Raw genomic sequence first — 24590 nt, forward strand, 5'->3', positions numbered from 1 at the left:
TTTGTAAGCGAATTGTTGCCGAATGTGGCGAGGGGTTGCAGGGCAGGCGAGGAGAGGAGGAATGGCCGAATGGCCGAACGGCCAGGTGTGACGGGCTGGCCAGGCGGGCAGCTCAAGCTGGGAACGTCGCTGGCGGAAATCGGGCGGGAGGCGGGCGATTTCGATTTCGGCGTCCGGCGCGACAAGACGCCAATCGATTCGATGGGCTTCGAATGATCCTTGTTGACACGAACGTCATTTCCGAACCGCTGCGGCGCGAGCCGAGCGCGGCCGTGATCGAGTGGCTCGATGCACAGAACGTCGAGACGCCTTTTCTATCCGCGATCAGTCTCGCGGAATTGCGGTTCGGCGTGGCTGTATTGCCGGAAGGGCGCAGGCGAGACTGGCTGCATCAAAGCATCGAGCAGCGTGTTGTCCCGCTGTTTCGAGGTCGGATCCTGCCGTTCGACGACACGGCGAGCAAAGCGTACGCAAGCCTTTGCGCACGGGCGCGTGCAGCAGGCAACGCGATTGCGGTCGCCGATGGTCATAGCGCCGCGACGGCCGAGGCAAACGGCCTGATCGTGGCCACGCGCGATGTCGCTCCGTTCGAGGCGGCCGGGCTGCGCGTCATCGACCCTTGGCTGCGGTAGTTCGCGATTTTCAGCGATTTCTCCAAGCCGAAATTGAAAACGCGCCGTGCAAGACGGCGCGTTCTGCGTGAGGCAAACCCGCCCGCACAACGACGCGATGGCGGGCGCGAGACTTCCGGCGCGGTTCAATCCACCCCGTGAAACACCGCATCTTCCGGCCCGAGGTACGCCGGCGGGCGCCACGTCGCGTCGCGCATCGAGTGCTGGACGAGATTCTCGACGCCGAGCAGCACCGCGAAGATCGCCATCCGCACCGGAATGCCGTTGTCGGTCTGCCGGAAGATCGCGAGACGCGGGTCGCGGTTCAGGTCGACCGACAGGTCGTTCGCGCCGGGCCGGCTGTCGCGCGGCAGCGGGTGCATGATCAGCGTGTCGGGCTTGCACACCGAGTCGACGAGCGCCTGGTTGATCTGGAAATCCGGCGTGTAGCCTTCGAACGATTCGTCGGTGAAGCGCTCCTTCTGGATTCGCGTCGCGTAGACGACGTCGGCGCCGCGCAGCCCGGCTGCGAGGTCGGTCGTCTGCTCGACCACGTGGCCGTTCGTCGCGATCTGGTCGACGATGTACGCCGGCATCTCGAGCGTCGGCGGCGACACGAGCGTGAACTTCAGCCCGCGGTACAGCGCGAGCAGCTTGACGAGCGAGTGCACGGTGCGGCCGTACTTCAGGTCGCCGACCAGTGCGATGTGCGCACCGTCGACGATCTTGCCGAGCCGCGAGAATTCACGCTGGATCGTATAGAGATCGAGCAGCGCCTGGCTCGGGTGTTCGCCGGGGCCGTCGCCGCCGTTGATCACGGGCAGGTTGGTTGCGCGTGCGAACTCGGCCACCGAGCCTTTCTCGGGGTGGCGGATCACGAGTGCATCGACGTAGCCGGCCATCACGCGGCTCGTGTCGTAGATCGATTCGCCCTTGGCCATCGACGAGAACGTGAAGCCCGTCGTGTCGCACACCGAGCCGCCGAGCCGGCAGAAGGCCGCGCCGAACGACACGCGCGTTCGCGTGCTGGCCTCGAAGAACAGGTTGCCGAGCACCGCGCCTTCGAGCACGCGCGAAATCTTGTGGCGGCGCGCGATCGGCTGCATTACGTCGGCCACGCGGAACAGCGCCTCGACCGAATCCCGCGAGAACTGGTCGACCGAGATCAATTGCGGCTTGCCTTCGAACAGGAACTGCTTCGAAAGCCCCTGTTTATCTACGCTCTGCGTATAGTCCCCGCCATCCGGCATCGAGCGCTCGACGATTTCCGACACGAAGCGCTCGACGATCTCGGGCATGCCGCGCGATTCCTGCGAGTCGTCGGGCAACAGCCAGGTATCCAGTGCGCGCCGGCTGACGCCGATGCGATTGGCGAACGCTTCGCGGGTCATGTTGAGGCGGCGCATCGCGTCGCGGAGGAAGGCTTGCTGGGGAACGGTCATCGGCGGCTCCTGACGAAAAATATACGCGGTGCGTATATTAGTTCGTGGCGCAATGAAGTCAAGGAGAATTTGCGCGGGCGGGCTGTGTGGCGCGCATGACACCCGATGGGGTCGTGCTGGCGTGCGGCGTGCGTCTCCGTATAATCAGGTCAGGCCCCGTGCCCGGCTCCTTGCCGGGCGCCATGCCGCACACGATTCGCCCGATCGGGCTTGTTGATTCGAAGGAGAATGAGAATGACGCGTACGATTGCTGCAATGCTGCTCGTGGTGACCGCCGCTCTCGCCGGTTGCAACACGGTCGCAGGCATGGGTCAGGATATTTCGAAGGGCGGCCAGGCGATCAGCGATTCGGCTGAAAAGGCCAAGTAAAGCCGACCGGTTCCGGAAAGCAGAAGGCGCCGGGGCGTCCCGCGATTGCGGGGCGCCCCGGCGCCTTTTTTGTGGCCGTCCGGCGGGACCGGCGGCGTCAGGCCTGTTCGACGAACGCGTAGCGGCCTTCGACCTTGCGCGGCGTGAACCAGCCGTAGTCGGGGAACAAGCGGTTGCGGACGAACCACACGTAGCCCACCAGCACGATCGTGACCGCGAGGCTCGGCAGCGCGGTCGACGGATCGCGCCCGAGATCGGCGACGGTTTTCGGCATCTGCAGCAGCGACAGCAGGATGAACGCGTGATACGCGCCGACGCGATGGGTCGCGAAACCCCAGATGAACAGCAGCGACAGCGGCACGGTCAACCCGAGGAATACCGCGACGAGGATGTTGCTGGCGCCGGTGGCGAAGAAGTAATAGGCCAGCATCAGGCTGATCGCGAGCTGGACGATACCGAGCGCGACCAGGATCCGGGTGTGCACCTTGTTCTTGCGGCAGCGTTCGGGATCGGGGCGCGACGCGATCAGGTGCGCGAGCACGCGATCCTTGAGCCCCTGTCCGGACAGTTCGGCCAGTGCATCGGCCTTCCTCGTTCCCGCGGAGAGCAGCACCGCGATTCTTGTTTGGGCTTCCTTTTTGTTCATTGCGTGGCGGATTGTTGTTCGATGGTTGTCAAAGGTCCCGGCCACGCGAATATTGCATCTTGCGGGGTGGTGCGCAACGTTTTTGCGGTGAATGGACACATTCCTACAGTCGCAGGCTGCATGACGGGAAGGCGGGCATCGACAGGCCGTGCGGCGGGGTGGAGCCGCCGCGTTTCTGCAGCGACGCGACGAGCGCGAGTCAGTCGGCGGCTGTTTGCGCGGCGGGCGCGGGGTTGGCCGGCCGACCTGGATTCGCCGGATGCGTATCGTGGGCTTCGGCAGGCGGTTCGCGCCGCCGTGTCGCGCCGACGAGCATGCCGGCGACGACGAGCGCGATGCCCGCGACGCGCGTGCCGGTCAGCGTTTCGCCGAACAGCGCGACCGCGAACAGCACGGCCGAAACCGGTGCGACCGCCGTGAACAGCGCGGCTTCGGTGCCGCTCGTGCGTGCCGAACCCGCATACCAGCACAGGTAGCCCAGCACCGTCGGCACCAGTGCGTAGTAGGCGACCGCCGACACGGCCCCGAGGGTCCAGCCGCTCGCCGCCGCATGCCATTCGAACACGGCCGGCACGAGCGCGAGCGCGAAGCCGAGACCCGACATCGCGGTGGAAAGCGCAAGCGGCGGCAACGGCGCGACGAGCCGCCGGTTGAGCAGGATGAAGACGGCTTCGCACGCGACGGCCGCCAGTACCAGCGCATCGCCGGCGAGCGTCTGGAGCGACGGCATCGCGTGGCCGGGCGCGAACGTGACGAACAGCACGCCGGCCGTGGCGAGTGCGGCGGCCCCCCAGTCGCGCGGCGTCTGCCGCTCGCGCAGCACGACGGCCGCGATCAGCGTCGACATGGCCGGCAGCGTGCCCAGCATCACGCCGGCATCGAGCGGCGACGACAACTTCGTGCCGCTGATCAGCAGCACCGTATAACCGACTCCGCCCGCCGCGGCCTGGATGACGAGCAGCACGGCGTCGCGCGCGGAAATGCGTGGCCAGCGCATGCGTTGCGCGCGCATCAGTGCGAACAGCAGCGGGGTCGCGATCAGGAAGCGCAGCGCGGTGGCCGCGAACGGCGGCAGGCCGCCGGCCGCGAGACGGCTCGCGATGACGGTGCTGCCGACGCCGGCCATCGCGGCGGCAAGATAGAGATAGCCAATCAGTCGTGTCTTCATGCGCCGCATCGTCGCGCAGGGCGGCGGTGTGCGTCTTGAACGAAATTGCAGCGACCCGGGCGCGAGCGCGGGATGCGATGGGCCGCGGCTTTCACATGCGTCGGCGGGCGCCGCTGTCGTCGAAAGCAGCCTATGCAGTGGCCTTGCGTCGAGGTGACCGCAGCGTCAAACGGCCTGCGCGAATTGCCCCGGCGTGATCCCGAACTGGCGCGCGAACGCGCGCGTCAGGTGGCTCTGGTCGGCAAAACCGGCTTCGGCCGCGGCGTCCGCGATCGGCAGGCCGCCGGCCAGCAGCGCGCGCGCCAGCCGCGTGCGCGACTGGATCAGGTACGCGTGGGGCGTGATGCCGAGCTCGCGCGCAAAGCCGCGCAGCAGCTGGAAGCGGCTTACTCCGCTCAGGCCGGCCAGCTCGGCGAGTGAAACGGGGGCGGCCGGTGCCGCGTCGAGCCGCTCCCGGGCGACCTGAACCGCCGGTGCGGCACCGGCCGCCGGCAGCGTGCGGCTCGCATGCCGGGCGAGCAACCCGGCGACGAGCATCACGAGCGCTTCGTCGCGAGCGAGCGGCTGGCTTTCCCCGGCGACGATGCGCGCATGCAGCCGACCGACGGCGGCCGTGAGCCGTGCGTCGCGCACGGCAGGATGCGAGAGCTCGACGCCGCCGATGCCTTCTTCCGCCGCCACGCCCGCGACCAGCGCAGGCGCGAGATACAGCATCCGCCAGCACCGGCCCGTGCCGGCATCGATCGGCGAGCCGTCGTGCATCTCGCCCGGGTTGACCATGATCGCGTCGCCGGCCAGCGCGTCGACCTGCCCGCGGCCGCTCCACGACCGGTGCGCACCGCTGACGATCACGCCGACCCCGAATTCGTCGTGCGCGTGGCGCGGAAACGCGCGGTCGGACTCGAGGCTGATCGCCTCGATGCCTTCGCCGGTGCGTCGGTAGTGGGTGACACGGTGCATGCGTGCTCCTCGCGCCGGTTGCGGCGCGGATCACGTGCACTTTAGCGCGTTCCGGCGCCGCGCGCCCTTCATCCTTTTGGCGGATACCGCGCGGCGCGCGCAACCCGCACCATGTGTCCATGAGCAGCGTACACGGCCCGCCGGGCCTGAAGCTGCGCGGGAGACGGCAGGTGGAACGACAGGATCCGGTATTCATTCAGGTTGGCGCGCTCGCGGACGGCTTCGCGCCGGAAGCGAACATCCTCGCACCCGTCGACGCGCTCGCCGGGCGGACGCTGGCGCTCGGCGACGCATCGGGCGCGTGGCGCGTCTATACGTTCGAGCCGGGTGCGCTGCAATGGCGCGACGCGGCGACCGACACGGGCGGCCGCGCGCCGTGCCGCGTGACGCGGCTGCGCGACGGGCTGTACTTCGTCGACTACATCGATGCCACCGTTCGCGCGACGTCGGTCAGCCTAGTGGTCGATCTCGACAACGGCGTGTGGACGTCGGTTGTCGGCGTGCTGCCGACGGAAGCCGATACGCGCATCGATGCATTCACGCGCGTGGCGCGCGGGTTGCCGCTGACCGCCGTCGATGCGGCGTTCCGTCACGGCACGCTCGGCGGCCACGCGCAGCCGGGGCCGCTGCATGCGCCCACGCGCGAGCTGATCGGCAAGCGGACGATGTACCGCTACAGCCCGACCGAATGCTACGAGCACATCTACCTGAACGAGAATTTCTACGCGTGGCAGTGCCTGCAGGGCGTCGAAGGCGGGCTGGCCGATGTCGACCGCTGCCATTACTTCAGGATTGCAGACGAGCTGTATCTGTTCGTGTGGCGCGAAAAGGTCGTGCCGACGCTCGGCGTCGTGCTGATCGACCTCGCGCAGCGCAAGACCGACGGCAAGATCTTCGGCTACCAGGGCGGCGACTTCGGCACGTTGTCGAACTTCCAGGTCGGTGCTTACGCGCAGGTGCTGAACGAAACCGTGCATCCGCTCGGCGGCGAGGCGCAGCGATGAATGCGGTGCTGGGCAGCGGCCGCCTGCGTGCGGATTTCAGCGGGCGTGTCGTGCTCGTCACGGGCGCCGCCCAAGGGATCGGCGCGGCAATTGCGCGCCGCTTCGCGGAATCCGACGCGTTCGTCGCGGTCGCCGACCTGAACGGCGACGCGGCAGTCGCGCAGGCCGAGGTGCTGGCCGGCGCGGGAGGCAATGCGCGCGCGTATCGGGTCGACGCCGCCAGCCGCGACGAGCTGGGTGCGCTCGTCGCCGCAGTCGAGCGCGACGGCGGCCGGCTCGACGTCGTCGTCCACAATGCCGCGTATTTTCCGCTGATGCCGTTCGGGCAGATCGACGAGCCGACGCTCGACCGGACGCTGTCGGTCAACCTGTCGGCGCTGTTCTGGCTCGCACAGGCGGCGTTGCCGGCATTCGAGCGCGCGGGAGCCGGGCGGTTGCTCGTCACGTCGTCGGTGACGGGGCCGCGGGTCGTCTATCCGGGGCTCGCGCATTACGCGGCGTCGAAGGCGGGCGTGAACGGTTTCATTCGCGCGGCGGCGCTCGAGCTTGCGCGTCGCAACGTGACGGTCAACGGCGTCGAGCCGGGCATGATCCGCACGCCGGCGGCCGGCAATCTCGGCGACGCGTCGGTTGCGGCGCAGATCGCGCGCGACATTCCGCTCGCGCGGATGGGCGAGCCGGAGGACATCGCGAACGCGATGCTGTTCCTCGCGTCGGCGGATGCGGCGTACATCACCGGGCAGACGATCGTCGTCGATGGTGGTGCGACGTTGCCGGAGAGCGGAGCGGTGCTGGGCGGCGAGTGACGGTTGACCGGGTGGCGACCGGCGGAACGGGGCGGTTCCGCCGGCCCGCCGCGAGCTTGCGCAGCCGGCTCGGCGGGTTCCGGCGGGGGTATTGCGTGCGCTTCAGTCCGGCATCCCGTCATGGCCCCCGAGCGGCCTGGCGGGCCAGTCCACCCAGCGGTCCGCGCGGGTCAGCTCATACGCCTCGTTCATCGGGTAGCGGATGCGGTTGTCGTCGCGCGGGCGTTCACCGATCACCATCAGTCTGACTTCGTCCTTCGTGTTGTTGATGAAGGTGTGACAGATTCCGGTACCCGCCGGAAACGCGACGGAATCCCCTTCGACAACGGGGTAAAGGACGCCGTCGACCCACACATCGGGTTTGCCTTCGAGCACGTACACGAACTCCTGCTCGGTGCTTTCGGCATGCGGATAGGACGTCCGCCGACCCGGCAGAAGCCTCACGTGATGAATGCCGATACGCGTGATGCCGAGCTCGGCGGAAAGCGGTGCGTCCAGCGCCATCGGCTCGGTATCGCCGCGATAGCAATGCGCTTCCGGCTCTTCGAGTTCGGTCCAGTGCTTGATGAAGTCGGGGCGAGTCATCGGTTGCTCTCCTTTCGGGGGATATCGAGGGGGTAGTTCTGGCGCCGACGCCGGCCGTGATTCGCGCCCCGTCTCGGCGAACGGGCCTCGGCCGGCAAGCGGGTAACTTGCCGGCCAATACGACACGACGGTCGCTCGTTGCGGCTTTCGGGCGGCGGGAAGTGCGGCCCGGATGCCGCCGGCGAAGCGATCGATGGCATCCAAATCGACGACGAACCTGTTTGCACCGTGCACATGACGTACGCGATGCACGCATGCCGGTTGCCGCCTGTCGTGGCGAATCGCCGCGACTACAGCCAGCCGTTGCGGATGAATTCGACGATCGAATGGCGGCGGTGTTCGAGGTCGTGCTGCCGGACGGCGTCGACGATGCGCGATACCCCGTCCGCGTAAGGTGTCGCGCCCACCACGCGCGATTCGAACTGCAGGCTGCATGCACCGTCGTCGATGCGGATCCGGTGAATCGCGTGGCGGCCGAGCTGATCGTCGGCAACCGCGAATTCGCTGCGTTGCACGTCCGGGTCGCGCACGGAGCGAATAGCTTCCGGCCGCACGCCGAGCGACTGGCCGATCCCGACGGCCGTGCCCGGGACGGACGTCTTGCCGGCCTGGTGCGATTCCGTCAGGCTGATCCGGCAGTCGTGAAACAGGTGGCCGCTGGTTTCCAGCATGCTCATGAACTTGAGCATCAGGATGTTCGTGTTCGGACACAGTACGACCGGGAAAGCGTGCGAGCCGGCTTCGAGCTCGGAGCCGGTCGACAGCTCGACGAGCGGCGAAGCAGTGGCTGTGCAGAACGCGATCACGGCAGGGAGTTCGCGGCCGGAACCGGTATGCACGACGATCGAACGTGTGTCGGTTCGCGTGCCGTCCGACCACGACATCACGCGACAGGTGGCCGGGTCGAGCCGGTGCGCGTCGAGCAGTTCGTTGGCCAGCTTGCCGGTTCCTACGACGAGTACTTGCATGGAATTGACGGGTTGAGTTTCAGGATTCGGGGTGGCGCGGGCTGTCGGGTAGCCTGGCACGGCGGCTGCGGCATGCGCCGCGAAAACCGGCCTCGCGCATTATGCCCGGCCGCCAGCCTGCGCGTATGCCAGGCCGCGCAGGCGGCGATACGGTGCGTCAGCTCGCCGACACCGTCGGCAGCCACGCATTTGCTGCATTCTGCGCGGCGAGCTGCTTGGCGATCGAGCGCGCGAGGCGGTCCGTATCGGATGCCACCGTGTCGTGCTTCGTTTCCGACACGCCGTGCAGGCCGGCGCCGACCGCCGCCGACGTCGCGAGCCGGCCGGCCGCCGCGCCAACCCCGGCGGTTTCGACCATGCCGGGCATGTGGCCGCTATTGGCGCTGGCCGAGAACGTGCCGAGCGGCATCGGTGTGCCGGACGCCGCCCGGAACACCACGGTGACCGATGCACCCACTTCGCTCTTGCCGGCGCCGAGCCCGATCAGCGTGCGGCGGCGACGGTTGCCGGCGTCGATCGTCTCGAACCGCCCTTCGACCACCAGCGCGTCGCGGCCGTCGGGTACCGGGCCGCGCAGCGCGGGAATGCCTTGCGACCGGAGTTCGCGCACGAGCGCATCTGCGAGCTGATCGCGGGTCTTCAGCGCGCTCTGCTGGCGCTCCACGTCGGCGGACGATCCCTTCGCGAGGGTCGCGAGCTTGCTGATCATCCCGCCGTCGACCTTGACGTCGGTCGCGTCCACGTCGAACGGGGACACATAGACGACGTCCGCGTGAACCTGCGACTGCGTGCGGGCCGCCGGCGCGGCGGTCATGGCCGTGGTCGCCGTCGACGCGCAGCCGGTCATCGCGAGTGTGCCGGCGATCAGCGCGACACTGGTCAGACGTTTGGCGTGGGCGGCAAGTGCATGAAGGGAAGTGAACATGTGGATCTCCGTGGCCTGGATGAAGTTGCCGATACTGTCGCGGCATTCAGGAACGCGAACGATCGGAAGCGGGGCGTGATCGCTGGCGAGGGAGAGGTTTCATGCCGTTGCGCAACACGCAGGCGCAAGTATGCGGAGGTCGGGGGGGATGCGCCACGCAGGAATTATGTCGGCGCATGTCATGCGCACGGCGCACGCGGATGCACGGGGTCGTCAGCCGATCCGGCCGATCCAGCCGTTACGCCGATAGCGATGGCTTGCCCGTCGCGGACGAAACGAGCGGCAGCGCGACCACGGCCTCCAGGCCTCCGCCTTCGCGGTCGCGAAACGTCAGCGTTCCACCGTGCAGGCGGGCGATCCGCTCGACGATCGCGAGGCCGAGCCCCGTGCCGCCCGCATGGCTGCGCGCGTTCGCACCGCGGCTGAACGGCGCCTTGAGCCGTTCGAGTTCCGCCGCGCCGATGCCGTTGCCGCGATCGCTGACGACCGCATACGCGATGCCGTGTTCGGTCCAGGTCCGCACACCCAGGCCGGTACGACCATATACGATCGCGTTCTGCATCAGGTTCATCAGCAGCCGCATCAGGCTGATCGGACGGAACGCGAACGCAGGTACGTCGCCTTCGTCGAACTCGAATTCGTGACCGAGCCCGGCGAAATCCGCGACGAGCTGGCCGATCAGCGCATTCAGGTCGCCGGGCTGCGGCGTTTCGCGCTCGCCGCTGCCCGCGTAGTCCATGAATTGCTGGAGGATCGTATCGATCTGGTCGAGATAATGCTCGGCCGACGCGGTGAGTGCGTCGTGCGTGCCGCGCGGCAGCGCCATCGCGATCGCCAGGCGCAGCTTGGTCAGCGGCGTGCGGATGTCGTGCGATACGCCGGCCAGCATCAGCGAGCGGGTCGCTTCCGCCTGTTGCAGCGCGTCGGCCATCCGGTTGAATGCGCGGCTCACGTCGGCGATCTCGGTCGGGCCGTCGGTCGGCAGCGGCGGCGGGCGCTCGCCTGCGCTGACACGCTGCGCCGCCCGTGCCAGCGCGTCGAGCGGCCGGTTCAGGTGGAGCTGGATCAGGTAGCCGGTCAACGCCGCCAGCAGCGCCAGCCCGACTGACAGCACGAGGGCCGTCGTGATGCCGCTCGCCTGCGCGTCGGCAGCCATCGGCAGCGGCACCCAGACGGGCGAGCCGGCTGCGTGCAGCCGGATCCACAGGCGTTCGTCGTCACCCGATTGCCAGCGCGCCGGCAGGTCGGGCGGCAGGTGGCGTTCGAGCGCCTGCATGAACACGTCGCGCTGCCAGGTGCGGAAGAAGGCCGCCAGGTTCGGCGCATGCGGTGGCGTGGCGGGCGGCGGCGAGGTCTGGCCGCCGAGCTGCGCGGCCACCGTGCGGCCGGCGTCGGGCGGCATGCCGGCCAGCGTACGGTCGAGCAATTGCACGTAGTCGGAAAAGATGATCGATGCCCGCTCGATGCGCGGACGCTGCACGTAGTGCAGCAGCACGCCGAGCGAGCACGCGAGCGACAGCGCGACGAGCGCCACCAGCAGCGCGATGTTGCGTGCGAGCAGCGAGCGCGGCAGCGGGATGCGCATCACGATTCGATGCCGGCCACCAGCATGTAGCCGATGCCCCAGACCGTCTTGATGAAGCGCGGCTTGCCGGGGTCGTCCTCGACGATCTGGCGCAGCCTCAGGATCTGCACGTCGACGCTGCGATCGAGCGCGGCGTGGTCGCGGCCGCGTGCGCGGGCGAGCAGGTTTTCGCGGCTCACCGCGCGGTTCGGCGACGAGCCGAGCGCGTGCAACAGCAGCATCTGCGCCGAATGGAGTTCGACGGGCATGCCGTCGCGCATCAGCGTCTGCTGGCCGACGTCGAACGTGAAGGCGCCGAAGCGCAACCGCTGCGACGTGACCGTCGGTTCGCCGGCGGCCATCTTCTGCCGCCGCAGCAGCGCACGGATGCGGGCGACGAGCTCGTCGGGGAGGAACGGCTTCGCCAGGTAGTCGTCGGCGCCCGTCTCGAGGCCGACGACCTTGTCCGCCGCGTCGCCTTTCGCGGTGAGCATCAGGATCGGCAGCGTCTGGCCTTCTGCGCGCAGGCGCCGGCACACGCTCAGGCCGTCCTCGGGCTCCATCATCAGATCGAGCACCAGCAGGTCGTACGGTTCGCGCTGCAGCAGACGATCGAGCCGCTTGCCGTCGGCGACCGCGCGGACCTGGAAGCCGTGGCCGGTCAGGAAGCGCTGCAGCATGTTGCGCAACTCGGCTTCGTCGTCGAGCACGACGATCCTGCAGGACTGTTCCATCGACTGCCTCCCGGTGCGTGCGGTGCGGCGGGACTTGCGTGAACGATCAGCGGGCCGCCATGCGCTGGCGCATGAACCCGGCGAGCTGCGCGAGCGTGACGTAACCGTTGTGCTGCACGTCGATCTCGTCGAAATGCTGCGCCACCATCGGCATGCCCGCGGCGGCCTGCTCGCGGGTGAGCTTGCCGTCGTGCGTCGTGTTGGCGTTGGCGAAGCGGGTCTGCAACTGCATCAGCGCGTGCTCGGCGCGTGCGCCGCCGTTCGCCGCGCCCGGCGGCGTCTGCTGGGCCGAGGCTGCTGCTGAGACGATACACAAAACGACGGCGGCAATCATCTTCTGGATGGACTTCATGGGGTTTCTCCTTGCGTGGCCGACGGTTTGAGTCGGCCGGGTGGTTGATGAAACTGAAACGGGTGGAAAACGAAACGGATCGATGCAGCGATGCGGCGCGATGCCGGATTACGCCCAGTGCGCGGGCACCCAGATGCGGCCGGCCCAGTGGGCGGGCACCCATACGACGGCGCGCGGCGGGTGCGCGACATACACAGCGCGCGGGGCGACGTACACGGAGCGCGGCAGCGGCGGCGCGAGATACAGGACCTTCGGCGGCGGCGGGGCGACGTAGACGACGCGCGGCGCGGGAGCGACCACGATGGCTTTCGGCGGCGCAACACGCACGACCTTCGGCGGCGGAGGCGGCGCGACGATGACGGCAGCCGGCGCGGGTGGCGGTGCCGCGACCACGACAGCGGCCGGCGCAGGTGCCGGGGCGGCCACGGCGATCGTGGCGGCAGCCGGCGGAGCCGTCACGACCACGGCGGCCGGCGGGGGCGCCACGACCGGCACGGGTACGGGAACCGGCACGGTCCCGCCGGCCACGACCACCGCGCCGCCTGCCGCCGTGCTGCCGTGAATCACGGTCGTGCCGCCGGTCGAGACCGTGCCGCCGTGTACGACCGTCGAGCCGTCGGACGTCGTCACGACGCCCGGCGACACGCGCGTCGCGCTGCCGGCGTGCGTGACGCTGCCGCCGTCCGTGCCGGTCACGGTGCCCGAGCGCGAGCAGGTCGAGCCCGCGCAATTCGTCGACGCCGTGTGGCTGGCCGTGTTGCCGCCCGAGCCCGTGATCGTGCCGCTCGACGAATACTGGCCCGGGCCGTTGCGCGTCACGCTGCCCGACGTCGAGGCGCTGCGGCCGTCCGAGCCCGTCAGCGAACCGGTATGCGAACAGGTGCCGTTCGCGCAGCTCGTGTCGCCGCTGTGGTCGACCGAGCGCCCGTTCGGGCCGACGGCCGTGCCGCTGTTCGAGAACTGGCCCGGCGCGGTACGCGTGACGGTGCCGGTATTGGTCGCGAGGCCGCCGCCGGGGCCGATCACGCCGCCCGCATGCGAGCAGCTGCCGCCGCCGCACGAGCCGGCGTGTGCGCCGCTGTAGGTGCCGCGCGGCGTGTAGGCGGTGCCGTGGCCGGACCAGCCGGCGAAGGCCGGTGCGCTGGCGAGCGTGACGAGAGCGGTGGCGGTGACGAGGAAGCGGGTTTTCATCGGGTGTCCTTGCGGTTCGTTGCGGTGCACGCAGTGGCGTGGCGACGGGACGAACTTTAGGGCGACGATGCGTGTTCGTCGCGTGATGAAAGATGTCGCGGTGTTACACGTAACGGGCCGTTTTTCGGTACGACGAATGGATGTGCCGGCCGCGTCGATCGCGGGCAAGCCTTGCCGGGAAAGGCTGGGCGTGACGGGAGGGGCGTGTGAAGCGGGCCGGGTCTGCATATGTCGTGAGCGGCCCGAACGGGTGTCGCGGCGACACGCGGCGACATATTTGCCGACCGATTCGGGCATGCGCGGTGTCGAACCACCCGCATGGCCTGCGGGCAATACACGATGCGCGAAGGAGGGGCTCGCTGCGGCAGGGCCGTAGCTGTCGTCGCGTGCCGTCCGATGAAGGGCGAATGCACGGATGCCCGATCGGCAGCGGCAGTATCCATAGGGCGCGCGGTCGCGTCGCTCCGTCGATACCTGTGCGGCACGCCACCGGTCGGCTCCGTCACGACATACGGCGACACGATTCCCGCCTGACATGCACGCGCCGGGCAGCCTGCGGCCCGGTCTCCAGTCCCGCTGCCCCCGCGACCGCCGCTCATCGGCCGAACGCATGTCAGCGCGACATACGGCGACACATTTCCCGCGTGGTCTTCCGGCCGCACGCCGACTACAGTGCGTTCCATTCGACGCGACGGCAGCACGTGCCGCCCATGACGCGTCCGACTCAACCGAAGGAAAGACCCACCATGCTCACCGCCACCGGCAAGCTCGCGTACTTCGCCACACTCTTCATCGTTGCCGTCTCGCTCGTCGAGGCGGCCGTGCTCACCTGGCGCCGCAGCCGCCAGCCCGAACCGTTCGACTGGAACGAGGTCTGGCTGTCGCTGGCCGATCTCGCGGGCCGCAAGCTGCTCGCCCTGGTGCCGCTGTCGCTCGCGACGCCGCTGTTCGATTTCGCGTGGGCGCACCGGCTCTTCACGATCCCGGTCCACAGCGTCGCGCTCGGGCTGCTCGTGTTCGTCGGCCAGGAGTTCTGCTACTACTGGTATCACCGTGCATCGCATCGCGTCCGCTTCTTCTGGTCGACGCATGCGGTGCATCATTCGCCGAACCAGTTGACGCTGTCGTCCGCGTTCCGCCTCGGCTGGACCGGCAAGATCGTCGGCGCCGCGATGTTCTTCACGCCGCTCGTGTGGCTCGGCGTGCGGCCGGAAGCCGTGCTCGCGATCCTGTCGTTCAACCTGATGTACCTGTTCTGGCTGCACAACACGTGGATGCCGAAGCTCGGCTGGCTCGAATACGTGTTCAACACGCCGTCCGCGCATCGCGTGCATCATGCGTCGAACCTCGACTACCTCGATGCGAACTACGGCGGCGTGCTGGTCGTGTTCGACCGGCTGTTCGGCACCTACGTCGCCGAGCGTGCCGACGAGCCGTGCCGTTACGGCCTCGTCACGCCGACCCGCTCGCGCAATCCGTTCGTCGTCGAGCTCGAGCACTGGGCGAGCCTCGCCCGCGACGTCGCGACGGCCCGCGACGTGTGGACGGCGATCCGTTTCGTGATGCTGCCGCCGGGCTGGCGGCCGGGCAACCAGGGCGAAACGACGGAGGAATTGCGCCGCCGCAGCCTCGTCGCCGTGCGCACGGATGCGTGAACGGCGCTACGCTGTCGGCATTTCGTCCATTCACCCTCGATCAAGGAGCGCTCATTGATGGAACACGACCTGAAAGGCAAGGCAGTCGCGATCACCGGCGGATTCGGCCATCTGGGCGTCGCGACGGCCGCGTGGCTGGGCGAGCGCGGCGCACGCGTCGCACTGATCGGCCGCGGTGCGGCCCCCGATGCGCAGGCGCTGCCCGGCGTGCCGGCCGATGCATTGCGCATCGGCGGCATCGACCTCGTCGATCCGCAGGCGGCGGCGCGGGCGCTCGAAGCGGTCAACCGCGAATTCGGCCGGGTCGATGCGTTGCTGAACATCGCCGGCGCGTTCGTGTGGCAGACGATCGCCGACGGCGATGCCGCCACGTGGGACCGCATGTACGAGCTGAACGTGAAGACGGCGCTGAACGCATCGAAGGCCGCGCTGCCGTACCTGCTCGCGAGCCCGGCCGGCCGCGTCGTCAACATCGGCGCGGGCGCCGCGTTCAAGGCGGGCGCGGGCATGGGCGCCTATGCGGCCGCGAAGGCCGGCGTCGCGCGGCTCACCGAGGCGCTGGCAGCCGAACTGCTCGACCGCGGCGTGACCGTGAACGCGGTCCTGCCGAGCATCATCGATACGCCGCCGAACCGCGCGGACATGCCCGATGCGGATTTCACGCGCTGGGTGCGACCGGAGCAGATCGCGGCGACGATCGGATTCCTGCTGTCGGCCGACGCGCAGGCGATTACCGGCGCGTCGATTCCGGTGAGCGGCCGCGTGGCATAGCGCGGCGGGAAGGGGGCCGCGCGGCCGGCCGTGCGTACAATGTCGCACGCGGATTGCGCGACCCGAACCCGAGACCATGAATCAGCCCACTATCCTGATCGTCGAAGACGAACAGGCGATCGCGGACACGATCGTCTACGCCCTCGGCACCGACGGCATGCAGACCGTCCACTGCACGCTCGGGCAGGCGGCGCTCGACCGCCTGCGCGATACGCGCATCGATCTCGTGGTGCTCGACGTCGGCCTGCCGGACCTCGGCGGCTTCGAGGTGTGCCGGCGGCTGCGCACGTTTACCGATATTCCGGTGATCTTCCTGACCGCGCGACACGACGAAATCGACCGGATCGTCGGGCTCGAGATCGGCGCCGACGATTACGTGGCCAAGCCGTTTTCGCCGCGCGAGCTGGCGGCGCGGGTGCGCGTGATCCTGCGACGCTTCTACCGGGCGGCTGCGCCGGAACCGGCGCCCGCACCTGCATCCTCACCCGCAGCGGCGCCGGTCGCCGCGACGACCGCTCCGGGCTTCACGCTCGACACCGACGGCGCGCGCGTGTCGTGGCTCGGCCACGCGCTGGACCTCACGCGCTACGAATTCGGCCTGCTGGCGCTGCTGGTGCGCCATCCGGGGCGCATCTACTCGCGCGAGCAGCTGATGGACCTCGTGTGGCACGAGGCGCTCGATTCGGCCGACCGCACGGTCGACACGCACATCAAGACGCTGCGCGCCAAGCTGCGCGCGATCGATCCCGAGCGCGACCCGATCCGCACCCATCGCGGGATGGGTTATTCGCTGCAACCGTAACGACCGGCCCCGCCCATGCATATCGGCCTGCGCATCTTCTTCGGTTTTTTCCTGATCGTCGGTCTGGCCGCGCTGATCACGCTGCGCGTGTTCGTGCAGGAGGTGAAGCCCGGCGTGCGCGAAGCGATGGAGGACACGCTCGTCGACACCGCGCAGGTGCTGGCGGTGCTGGCCGCCGACGACATGGCGAACGGGCATATCGCCGACGGCACGTTCGCGCGGCAGCTCGGGCAGCTGCACGAGCGCCCGGTCAGCGCGAACGTGTGGGGCATCCAGAAGAACGCGATCGGCTACCGCCTCTACATCACCGACGCGCACGGCATCGTGCGCTACGACTCGTCCGGCCGTGCGGTCGGGCAGGACTACTCGCGCTGGAACGACGTGTACCGGACGCTGCGCGGCGAATACGGCGCGCGCAGCACGCGCAGCGATCCGAACGACGACAGCAGCACCGTGATGCACGTCGCGGCGCCGATCCGGCGCGGCAACGAGATCATCGGCGTGCTGACGATCGCGAAGCCGAACCAGACGGTCGCGCCGTTCATCGCGCGCAGCCAGCGCAAGATCATGCTGTACGGCGCGTTGCTGATGGGCGGCGCGATCCTGATCGGCGTGGCCTGCACGTGGTGGCTGGTGCTCGGGCTGCGGCGCCTGCAGCGCTATGCGCGCGCGATCGCGGCCGGCGAGCGCGCGACGATGCCGCTGCAGGGCGCGAACGAGCTGGCCGAGCTCGGGCGCGCGGTGGAAAGCATGCATCAGCGGCTGGAGGACCGGCAGTACGTTGAAACCTACATCCACACGCTCACGCACGAGATGAAGAGCCCGCTGGCCGCGATCAGCGGCGCGGCCGAACTGCTGCAGGAGGACATGCCGGTGTCGAACCGACGGCGCTTCACCGAGAACATCCGCCGCCAGGCCGGCCGTCTCGAACAGATGATCCGCAAGCTGCTCGCGCTGGCCGAAGTCGAGCAGAAGCAGCGCCTGTCGGTGCACGAACCGGTCGCGTTGCGGCCGGTGCTCGAACAGCTCGTCGACGATATCGAGCCGCGCGCGCGGCAGCGCGGCGTGAGCCTGCGGATCGACGCGAACGACGCAGCCGATCCGGCGGTCGTCGAAGGCGATCCGTTCCTGCTGCGCCAGGCGCTCGGCAACCTGCTCGACAACGCACTGGATTTCGCGCCGCAGGGCAGCACGATCCGGATCGCGCTCGAGCGGCAGCCGGCGGGCAGGGCGCACGTCGCGGTCGTGCGCGTCACCGACGACGGCCCGGGCGTGCCCGACTACGCGCTGACTCGCGTGTTCGAGCGGTTCTACTCGCTGCCGCGCCCCGACGGGCAGGATCGCAGCACGGGCCTCGGGCTGTGTTTCGTCCGCGAAGTCGCGATGCTGCACCGCGGCCAGATCGCGCTCGCGAACCGCGACGAAGGCGGCGCGTGCGCGACGCTCACGCTGCCGTCGGCCGGCTGAGCGCGCTTCACGCTCGCCACACATCCGCTTCACACCGGCTTCAATCGCCCTTCACCGGGCCCGCTCATGCTAACCGTACCTTCTACTTTGGTACGTGCCAGCAATGAATCGAGTCCTGTTGTTCAAGTCCGTGATTACCGCGTTTCTCGCGCTGGCGATCCTGATCCCGCTGCAGATGGTCCAGAGCATCGTGCGGGAACGCGCCGACTATCGGCAGAGCGCACTGCAAAGCATCTGGGCGAGCTACGCGGGGCCGCAGACCGTGACGGGGCCGGTGCTCGTCGTGCATTACACGGAAGTCACGCGGGTGCGCGACGACTCGCCGGCCGGCGGCAAGACGAAGACGAGCCTGAGAAGCGAGACAAAACGCATGCTCGTGTTTCCGAAGACGCTGAACGTCGACGGCACGCTCTCGGTCAGCGTGCGCTATCGCGGCATCCACAAGGCGCTGGTGTACGGGCTCGACAGCCGGATGACGGGCACGCTGCCGCTGCCGGACCTGAAGAAGCTGCCGCAGGCCGACGGCCACGTGAGCTTCAAGATCGACAGCGCGTATGTCACGCTCGGCATCGGCGACCTTCGCGGGCTGAAGGCGCAACCCGACCTGCGCATCGGCGGCAAGCAACTCGACGTGGAGCAGGGCACGCGGCTGGACAGCCTGCGCCAGGGCGTGCATGCGAATGTCGACCTCGATGAGCTGGCGGGCGCGAACGCCGGGGCGGCGGTCGTGCCGTTCAGCATCGGCCTGCCGCTGGCGGGCGCGGAATCGGTTGCGTTCGCGCCGGTGGGTGACCAGAACGATTTCTCGCTGAAATCGACGTGGCCGCACCCGAGCTTCGGCGGCGAGTTCCTGCCGGCCGAGCGCACGATCGATGCGCACGGTTTCACGAGCAACTGGCACGTGACGTCGTTCAACACGAAGGCGCGCGAGCAGGTTGCGTCCGGCAACGGCGAGGGGGCGATCGAGATGGCGTCGGTGTCGGTGATCGAACCAGTGAACGTCTATCTGCAGGCCGAACGCGCGACGAAGTACGGTGCGCTGTTCGTGATGCTCACGTTCGCGAGCTTCTTCATGTACGAGCTCGTGAAGCGGCTGCGCATCCACCCGATCCAGTACACGCTGGTGGGCCTGTCGCTCGCGCTGTTCTTCCTGCTGCTGCTGAGCCTGTCCGAGCACATCGCGTTCGGCTATGCGTATCTCGCGGCGAGCAGTGCATGCATCGGGCTGCTCGGTTTCTACCTGTCGTTCGTGCTGCACAGCGTGAAGCGCGGCGCGACGTTCACGGTGCTGCTTGCGATGCTGTACGCGGCGCTCTACGGGCTGCTGCTGTCGGAGGACAATGCGCTGATGCTCGGCTCGCTGCTGCTGTTCGCGATTCTCGCCGGCATCATGACGCTCACGCGCCGCGTCGACTGGTATTCGCTTGGCGCGGCCTGGCAGCCGCTGGCCGACAAGCCGGGGGCCGCGAAGCCGGGCGCGCCGGCGAAGTAAGCGGGCGGGTGGCAGGTTCGTGCGCCGGTCGGACATGCGCCGGCCGGCGCGCGATTTTGTGTGCGCTTTCGCGTTTTATGCGTGCGAGGCAGGCCGGTGAAACCGCGCCAGCGGAATTTCGGCGACGGCCGTGATCTCGATCAGCAGGCCGGGATGGTAGAGGCGTTCGACCTGAACGGTCGTCGTCACCGGATACGGCTCGGCGAAGTACGTCTTGCGGATGTCGCCGGCCTGCATGAACGCATCGATGTCGGTTGCGTAATGGACGAGCGAGATCACGTCGCGCATCTGCCCGCCCATCGCGGCCAGCACGTCGCGGATGTTGTCGAGCGTCTGGCGCACCTGGGTGCGCATGTCGCCGGCGCCAACCACTTGCCCGTCGCGGTCGAGCGCGACCTGTCCCTTCAGATGAACGATCCGTCCGTCGCCCTGGATCACGGCCATCGAGAACGCGCCGAACGGCGCCCAGATTTCCGGCGGATTCACGGCTTCGGCCATGGCGCAACTCCGGTGGGGAGGGAACGGGGCGGGCGCAACGGATCGCTGCGTTTGCCGTCGCGACATTATGAAGGGTTCATCGTCGGCCCGCCGGGCTTGCCGAAAGCGGCGGAGGCCCGGATCGCCCTATACTGACCGTTCCACCTCACCGGAACACGCCGTGCCGAACCCAGTTTCAGCGGATCCGTCCGTCGACGATCCCCGTCCGACCCCACCTGTACAACCCGAACTGGAAGACTGCTGCAACAGCGGCTGTTCCCCCTGCGTCTTCGACCTCTACGACGAAGCGCTCGCGCGCTATCGCATCGAGCTGGCCGAATGGGAGGCGCGGCAAGCGCAGCGCGAGCAGCACCATTGAACCGGGTGCCGGCGAACGCCCGCGCCATGGCCGGCTCGGCCGCCGCCGCTGCGATCCCAGTTCGACCTACGCGTCTGCATGCAGACGCCGGTGCAGCGGCCCGAGCGCCGTCGACAGTGCGATGCAGGCCAGCAGCACGACCGTCAGCGTGAACATCGAGGTCCGGAACCCCTGCACGTAGTCGAGCGCGGCCGGGTGCGCGCCGAGCCGCGCGAAGAACACGCCGCCGATCGTCGCGGCGCCGACGGCCGCACCGATCTGCAGCATCGCGCTGACCATCCCCGACGCGACGCCTGCGCGGGCCGCATCGACTTCCGCGAGCACGATCCGCACGACCGACGGCAGCACGAGCCCTTGCCCGATCCCGATCGCCGCGATACCCGCATAGAAGCCGGGCCCCGGCGCGCCTGCGCCGGCAAGCGCGGCGGCGGTCGTGACACCGGCCGCGAGCATCACGAAGCCGAGCGTGAGCACGCGATAGCCGCCGAACCGGGCCACGAGGCGCGGCATCAGCAGCGGGCTCGCGAGGAAGCCGATCCCGAGCGGCAGGATCGCGAACCCGGACGCGAGCGGCGACCAGTTCAGGCAGCCCTGCAGATAGATCCCGTAGCTCAGGAAGAACGCGCTCAGCATGTAGAACAGGAACGCGAGCAGGAGCCCGAGCGCGACGACCGGATTGCGGAACAGGCGTACGTCGAGCAGCGGGTCGTGGCCGCGGGCGAGCCGGCGCGATTCGACGGCCAGCAACGCGCCGAGCATCGGCAGCGTGCCGACGAGGCACGCGATCATCCACAGCGGCCAGCCGGCCTCGCGGCCGTGCGTGAGCGGATACACGAGCATCAGCAGGAACAGCGACATCAGCACCGTGCCCGGCACGTCGATGCGCTGGCCGCGCGGCGGCCGGTTCTCGGGGATGAAGCGCCAGCTGCCGATCAGCGCCAGGATGCCGATCGGCAGATTGACGAGGAAGATCGCGCGCCAGCCGAGCCCGAACGGATGCAGGCTGATCAGTGCGCCGCCGCCGAGCTGGCCGATCACTGCCGCGAGGCCGAACGCGAACCCGTAGAAGCCCATCACGCGCACCTGTTCCTGCGGGCTGAACACGCTGCGGATCGTCGCGAGTACCTGCGGTGCGAGGATCGCGGCGAACAGGCCCTGCAGCACCCGGCCGCCGACGAGCACCGTGCCGTTGCCGGCGAGCCCGCACAGTGTCGACGCGAGCACGAAGCCGGCCATGCCGAGCATGAACATGCGCTTGCGGCCGTACAGGTCGCCGAGGCGCCCGCCGGTGATCTGCACGACCGCGTTCGCGCACGCATAAGCCGACACGACGAGTTGCAACTCGGCCTGGCGCGCGCCGATGCCGTCGCGGATGGCCGGTAGCGCGAGATTCACGATGAAGTAGTCGAGCGGCGGCAGAATGGCGCCGACCAGCAGGACCACGAGCGCCCAGCCGTGGTGGCTGCGCGGTGTCGCCGCGGCGGCCGCGCCGGCCGGCGCGCAGGGGGCAAGGGTGGGGTTCGTCATGGAAGCGGGATCCGAAAAATGAGGGCCGTATGGGCAGGCGACGCGCGCAGGCCGTTGACCCCGTATTCTGCGCATCGTCCATGATTCGGAAAAGCGGGAAAGAGTGGTAGCATCCATCGGGTTAATCGATGAATGGAGGGCGGCGATGCGCGGTTTCGACCTGGACCAGTTGCGTACTTTCGCGGCAGTCGCGGATGCCGGCAGCCTGACGGCCGCCGCGCCGCTGCTGCACCTGTCGCAGTCGACGGTCAGCGAGCAGGTGCGCAAGCTCGAATCGCGCGCCGGCGTGCCGTTGTTCGTGCGCAGCAAGCGCGGCGTCGAGCCGACGCCGGCCGGCTCGCGGCTGCTGCAGCACGCGCGGCGCATCGTCGCGCTGAACGAGGCCGCATTCGACGAAGTGCGCGGGCAGGCGATCAAGGGCGAGCTGCGCGTCGCGATCACCGATTACTACCGCACGAATGAAGTGGCGGGCATGCTGGCGCGGCTGCGGGAGTGCTACCCGCAACTGAGCCTGCACGTGAGCGCGATGAAGAGCGTGGACATCGAGACGGCGCATGCGCGCGGGCAGATCGATCTCGGCGTCGTGATGAACATGTCGAGCGGGCCGTTCCGGCCGGTGTCGGGCGATACGCGCTGGGTGCTGCGGCGCGAGCCGCTGTCGTGGGTCGCGTCGCCGGCGCTCGCCGAGCAGTTGCCGGAGCCGCTGCCGCTCGTGCTGCTGCCGGACGACTGCATGATGCATCAGGTCGCCGTGCGCGCGCTCGACGAGCAGCACACGCCGTACGTGCTCGTGCACAGCGCGTCGGGCGTCGCGGGGTTGCAGTCGATGCTCGCGGCGGGGCTTGGGGTGGGCTGCCTGTGCGCGTCGGCGATCGGCGACGGCCTGATGCGGCTCGGCACGAAATTCCGGCTGCCGCCGCTGCCCGATGCGGTGTTTTCGCTGACGCCGCCGATGCCGGGCGAGCGCGAGACCGTCACCCAGGCGCGCGAGGTGCTGTCGCGTCAACTGCTGATGTGAAGAGGCTTGGTACGCCGGGGGCAAGGGAGCGTATTCAACGAAGACGACAATGAAAATATCGAGAGATTTCGGGATCGTGGTACGACGTGCGGCGTTGGCCGAGAAAGGTGTCGACCTGTCGACGATCATGCGCGAATTCAATTTCACCGGCTGTTTCGACGAATCGGATCGGTTGGTGTCGCTCGGCCCGTTCTTTGGCGGCGATGCCGGCGACGATTGCATGAGATCGCTTGAACGGCTCGGTCTGGTGTACTTCGATGATTTCTTCATCGTCGAGGAGCCGTATCCCGAATGGTGCGAGCTGGCGGCTTTCTGAACGGCGCGGACGGAGGAGGCAGGCATGAACGACGAACTGAAAAACCAGATGGCCGCGAAGCTGCAGGACGCGCTGGAGCGCGTGGTCGACGAGCGTTCGCTGATCCACTTCCTGCGCGTGCTCGGCCACGACTGGCACAAGGAGCGGCAGCTCGAAGCCGACGTGCCGCCGTCGCCGTATGCCCGCGCCGCCCTCGGCTGGGAAAACCGGTCGATCGGCGAATACCTGGAAGCGATGGTCGACTGGGCCGAGGCGTCGGAGGAGGGGCTGCGCTTCTACGACGTGCCCGACAATCCATGGCGGCGCATCGCCGACATCCTGTTCGCCGGAAAAAGCGACGAGTAGCGCGGCGCGCGCGATTCACGCACGCCGCCGGCTACTCGGCCGTTTCTCCTTCGGCATACGCACGCAACCCGTTGGCCAGCGCATCGAACACGGCCCGGCAGCGCGCGCTCGTGCGCAGATCCTCGTGCATCACGACCCAGGTTTCCAGCCGCATCGCCAGTTCGTCAGGCAGCACGCGCACGAGCCGCGCGTCGCGTTTCGCGAGCGCCGACTGGCAGAAGCCGATCCCGTAGCCTGCGCGGATCATCGCGAGCTGCGCGAGGTTGCTGTCGGTGCGCAGCGCAAACGCGTCGCGCTTCCAGAGCGGCATCCCGCGCCCCGCCGAGCGGATGAACGGCGTGACCGTGTCGAAGCCGATCAGCGCGTGATGCGCGAGCGCGTCGATCGTCGCGGGTGCGCCGTTGCGGGCCAGGTAATCGTCGCGCGCATACAGCCCGACATCGATCTCGCCGACGCGCCGCGCGACGAGTGCTTCCTGCGCGGGCGGCGCCATCCGGACCGCGATGTCGGCCTCGCGCTTCAGCACGTCCTGGATGCGGTCGGTCGGCACCAGTTCGATGACAAGCCCAGGATGGTCGCGCCGCAGTTGCGCGAGCATCGGCGGCAGCACCTCGACGGCAATGACGTCGCTGGCCGAGATCCGCACGATGCCGCGCACGCCCGCGCCGTGGCTGGCCGCCGCGCGCTCGAACGCGGCCGCCGCGCTGCGCAGCGCCTCCGCGTGGCCGCGCAGCGCGAGCGCGGCCTCGGTCGGCAGCAGGCCCGACGGCGAGCGCGTGAACAGCGTCTGCCCGAACGCGGCCTCGAGCGCCGCGACGTGGCGGCCGGCGGTCGGCTGCGTAATGCCGAGCGCGCGCGCCGCACCGGACAGCGAGCCTTCCGTCAGCACCGCGAGAAAGGTGCGATAACGTTCCCAGTTCAGATCGGTGGTCATGCATAAATGTATAGCTGATCTACTAGGTTAGGCAATTCCTTGTTAGCCGGCGACGCGCCAGAATGCGTGTCACGATGGTTCA

At 68.7% G+C, this 24590-nt stretch carries 28 protein-coding genes; 14 read left to right on the forward strand and 14 right to left on the reverse strand.

Annotation, left to right across the window (positions count from 1 at the left end; all coding sequences use genetic code 11):
• Nucleotides 1-69: 69 nt before the first annotated feature.
• Both AC5LXK_RS21205 and AC5LXK_RS21210 read left to right on the forward strand, forming a co-directional pair.
• Nucleotides 70-216: a plasmid stability protein gene (locus AC5LXK_RS21205; protein WP_493393414.1), complete on the forward strand. Its 147-nt coding sequence runs from the start codon at nucleotides 70-72 to the stop codon at nucleotides 214-216.
• A complete protein-coding gene (locus AC5LXK_RS21210; protein WP_493393415.1) occupies nucleotides 213-632 on the forward strand; it encodes a type II toxin-antitoxin system VapC family toxin in 420 nt (139 codons plus the stop codon). The genes AC5LXK_RS21205 and AC5LXK_RS21210 overlap by 4 nt, the downstream gene beginning before the upstream one ends.
• Nucleotides 633-757: 125 nt before the next feature.
• Here the strand turns inward: AC5LXK_RS21210 and AC5LXK_RS21215 are convergent, their stop codons facing one another.
• Nucleotides 758-2053 (reverse strand): aspartate carbamoyltransferase, encoded by a 1296-nt coding sequence (locus AC5LXK_RS21215; RefSeq protein ID WP_493393416.1) that lies wholly within the window; start codon nucleotides 2051-2053, stop codon nucleotides 758-760.
• Nucleotides 2054-2287: 234 nt separating this feature from the next.
• On the opposite strand from AC5LXK_RS21215, the gene AC5LXK_RS21220 reads away from it, so the two are divergent.
• Nucleotides 2288-2422, forward strand: coding sequence for an entericidin A/B family lipoprotein (locus AC5LXK_RS21220; protein ID WP_034204471.1), 135 nt, complete (start codon nucleotides 2288-2290; stop codon nucleotides 2420-2422).
• A 97-nt stretch (nucleotides 2423-2519) separates the two neighbouring features.
• Here the strand turns inward: AC5LXK_RS21220 and AC5LXK_RS21225 are convergent, their stop codons facing one another.
• From AC5LXK_RS21225 to AC5LXK_RS21235, 3 genes are all read right to left on the reverse strand, one after another.
• The gene (locus AC5LXK_RS21225) at nucleotides 2520-3068 is read right to left on the reverse strand and encodes a permease (RefSeq protein ID WP_493393417.1); all 549 of its coding nucleotides are present in this window, start codon (nucleotides 3066-3068) and stop codon (nucleotides 2520-2522) included.
• 199 nt (nucleotides 3069-3267) lie between these two features.
• On the reverse strand, nucleotides 3268-4236 hold the full coding sequence (locus tag AC5LXK_RS21230; RefSeq protein WP_493393418.1) for a DMT family transporter: 969 nt from the start codon (nucleotides 4234-4236) through the stop codon (nucleotides 3268-3270).
• A gap of 165 nt (nucleotides 4237-4401) precedes the next feature.
• Entirely contained in the window at nucleotides 4402-5196 is a 795-nt protein-coding gene (locus AC5LXK_RS21235) for an AraC family transcriptional regulator (protein ID WP_493393419.1), read from the reverse strand.
• 170 nt (nucleotides 5197-5366) lie between these two features.
• Here AC5LXK_RS21235 and AC5LXK_RS21240 point away from each other — a divergent pair, with 170 nt between their 5' ends.
• Both AC5LXK_RS21240 and AC5LXK_RS21245 read left to right on the forward strand, forming a co-directional pair.
• Entirely contained in the window at nucleotides 5367-6200 is an 834-nt protein-coding gene (locus AC5LXK_RS21240; RefSeq protein ID WP_493394030.1) for a molybdenum cofactor biosynthesis F family protein, read from the forward strand.
• Nucleotides 6197-7006, forward strand: a complete 810-nt coding sequence (locus tag AC5LXK_RS21245) for an SDR family oxidoreductase (protein WP_493393420.1) — start codon at nucleotides 6197-6199, stop codon at nucleotides 7004-7006. The genes AC5LXK_RS21240 and AC5LXK_RS21245 overlap by 4 nt, the downstream gene beginning before the upstream one ends.
• A gap of 102 nt (nucleotides 7007-7108) precedes the next feature.
• On the opposite strand, the gene AC5LXK_RS21250 is transcribed toward AC5LXK_RS21245, so the two are convergent.
• From AC5LXK_RS21250 to AC5LXK_RS21280, 7 genes are all read right to left on the reverse strand, one after another.
• Nucleotides 7109-7591 (reverse strand): cupin domain-containing protein, encoded by a 483-nt coding sequence (locus tag AC5LXK_RS21250; RefSeq protein ID WP_493393421.1) that lies wholly within the window; start codon nucleotides 7589-7591, stop codon nucleotides 7109-7111.
• A 290-nt stretch (nucleotides 7592-7881) separates the two neighbouring features.
• Nucleotides 7882-8559, reverse strand: coding sequence for a dihydrodipicolinate reductase (locus AC5LXK_RS21255; protein ID WP_493393422.1), 678 nt, complete (start codon nucleotides 8557-8559; stop codon nucleotides 7882-7884).
• A 157-nt stretch (nucleotides 8560-8716) separates the two neighbouring features.
• The gene (locus AC5LXK_RS21260; RefSeq protein ID WP_493393423.1) at nucleotides 8717-9484 is read right to left on the reverse strand and encodes a DUF4410 domain-containing protein; all 768 of its coding nucleotides are present in this window, start codon (nucleotides 9482-9484) and stop codon (nucleotides 8717-8719) included.
• A 238-nt stretch (nucleotides 9485-9722) separates the two neighbouring features.
• Nucleotides 9723-11069, reverse strand: coding sequence for an ATP-binding protein (locus tag AC5LXK_RS21265; protein WP_493393424.1), 1347 nt, complete (start codon nucleotides 11067-11069; stop codon nucleotides 9723-9725).
• Nucleotides 11069-11782 (reverse strand): response regulator, encoded by a 714-nt coding sequence (locus AC5LXK_RS21270; protein WP_493393425.1) that lies wholly within the window; start codon nucleotides 11780-11782, stop codon nucleotides 11069-11071. The genes AC5LXK_RS21265 and AC5LXK_RS21270 overlap by 1 nt, the downstream gene beginning before the upstream one ends.
• Nucleotides 11783-11828: 46 nt before the next feature.
• A complete protein-coding gene (locus AC5LXK_RS21275; RefSeq protein ID WP_493393427.1) occupies nucleotides 11829-12134 on the reverse strand; it encodes an EF-hand domain-containing protein in 306 nt (101 codons plus the stop codon).
• A gap of 108 nt (nucleotides 12135-12242) precedes the next feature.
• Complete coding sequence (locus AC5LXK_RS21280; RefSeq protein ID WP_493393428.1) at nucleotides 12243-13325, reverse strand: hypothetical protein; 1083 nt, start codon at nucleotides 13323-13325, stop codon at nucleotides 12243-12245.
• Nucleotides 13326-14071: 746 nt separating this feature from the next.
• On the opposite strand from AC5LXK_RS21280, the gene AC5LXK_RS21285 reads away from it, so the two are divergent.
• From AC5LXK_RS21285 to creD, 5 genes are all read left to right on the forward strand, one after another.
• A complete protein-coding gene (locus tag AC5LXK_RS21285; RefSeq protein WP_493393429.1) occupies nucleotides 14072-14980 on the forward strand; it encodes a sterol desaturase family protein in 909 nt (302 codons plus the stop codon).
• Nucleotides 14981-15037: 57 nt separating this feature from the next.
• Complete coding sequence (locus AC5LXK_RS21290; RefSeq protein ID WP_493393430.1) at nucleotides 15038-15751, forward strand: SDR family NAD(P)-dependent oxidoreductase; 714 nt, start codon at nucleotides 15038-15040, stop codon at nucleotides 15749-15751.
• A 76-nt stretch (nucleotides 15752-15827) separates the two neighbouring features.
• Nucleotides 15828-16553: a two-component system response regulator CreB gene (gene creB / locus AC5LXK_RS21295; protein WP_493393431.1), complete on the forward strand. Its 726-nt coding sequence runs from the start codon at nucleotides 15828-15830 to the stop codon at nucleotides 16551-16553.
• Nucleotides 16554-16568: 15 nt separating this feature from the next.
• On the forward strand, nucleotides 16569-18020 hold the full coding sequence (creC, locus tag AC5LXK_RS21300; protein WP_493393432.1) for a two-component system sensor histidine kinase CreC: 1452 nt from the start codon (nucleotides 16569-16571) through the stop codon (nucleotides 18018-18020).
• 103 nt (nucleotides 18021-18123) lie between these two features.
• Complete coding sequence (creD, locus tag AC5LXK_RS21305; protein ID WP_493393433.1) at nucleotides 18124-19512, forward strand: cell envelope integrity protein CreD; 1389 nt, start codon at nucleotides 18124-18126, stop codon at nucleotides 19510-19512.
• A 75-nt stretch (nucleotides 19513-19587) separates the two neighbouring features.
• On the opposite strand, the gene AC5LXK_RS21310 is transcribed toward creD, so the two are convergent.
• A complete protein-coding gene (locus tag AC5LXK_RS21310; protein ID WP_493393434.1) occupies nucleotides 19588-20010 on the reverse strand; it encodes a RidA family protein in 423 nt (140 codons plus the stop codon).
• A 160-nt stretch (nucleotides 20011-20170) separates the two neighbouring features.
• On the opposite strand from AC5LXK_RS21310, the gene AC5LXK_RS21315 reads away from it, so the two are divergent.
• Nucleotides 20171-20368, forward strand: a complete 198-nt coding sequence (locus AC5LXK_RS21315; protein ID WP_493393435.1) for an oxidoreductase-like domain-containing protein — start codon at nucleotides 20171-20173, stop codon at nucleotides 20366-20368.
• A 66-nt stretch (nucleotides 20369-20434) separates the two neighbouring features.
• On the opposite strand, the gene AC5LXK_RS21320 is transcribed toward AC5LXK_RS21315, so the two are convergent.
• Nucleotides 20435-21895, reverse strand: coding sequence for an MFS transporter (locus AC5LXK_RS21320; protein ID WP_493393436.1), 1461 nt, complete (start codon nucleotides 21893-21895; stop codon nucleotides 20435-20437).
• A gap of 145 nt (nucleotides 21896-22040) precedes the next feature.
• On the opposite strand from AC5LXK_RS21320, the gene AC5LXK_RS21325 reads away from it, so the two are divergent.
• The 3 genes from AC5LXK_RS21325 to AC5LXK_RS21335 all read left to right on the forward strand — a co-directional run bounded on the left by AC5LXK_RS21325 (nucleotide 22041) and on the right by AC5LXK_RS21335 (nucleotide 23574).
• Nucleotides 22041-22913 carry a LysR family transcriptional regulator gene (locus tag AC5LXK_RS21325; RefSeq protein WP_493393438.1) on the forward strand — a complete coding sequence of 291 codons (873 nt, stop codon included), beginning with the start codon at nucleotides 22041-22043 and terminating at the stop codon, nucleotides 22911-22913.
• A 94-nt stretch (nucleotides 22914-23007) separates the two neighbouring features.
• The gene (locus AC5LXK_RS21330; protein ID WP_493393439.1) at nucleotides 23008-23229 is read left to right on the forward strand and encodes a hypothetical protein; all 222 of its coding nucleotides are present in this window, start codon (nucleotides 23008-23010) and stop codon (nucleotides 23227-23229) included.
• Nucleotides 23230-23253: 24 nt separating this feature from the next.
• Complete coding sequence (locus AC5LXK_RS21335; RefSeq protein WP_493393440.1) at nucleotides 23254-23574, forward strand: DUF7660 family protein; 321 nt, start codon at nucleotides 23254-23256, stop codon at nucleotides 23572-23574.
• A 31-nt stretch (nucleotides 23575-23605) separates the two neighbouring features.
• Here AC5LXK_RS21335 and AC5LXK_RS21340 read toward each other — a convergent pair whose 3' ends face one another.
• Nucleotides 23606-24508 (reverse strand): LysR family transcriptional regulator, encoded by a 903-nt coding sequence (locus AC5LXK_RS21340; RefSeq protein WP_493393441.1) that lies wholly within the window; start codon nucleotides 24506-24508, stop codon nucleotides 23606-23608.
• Nucleotides 24509-24590: the final 82 nt, after the last annotated feature.

It is taken from the genome of Burkholderia pulmonis, assembly GCF_984667975.1.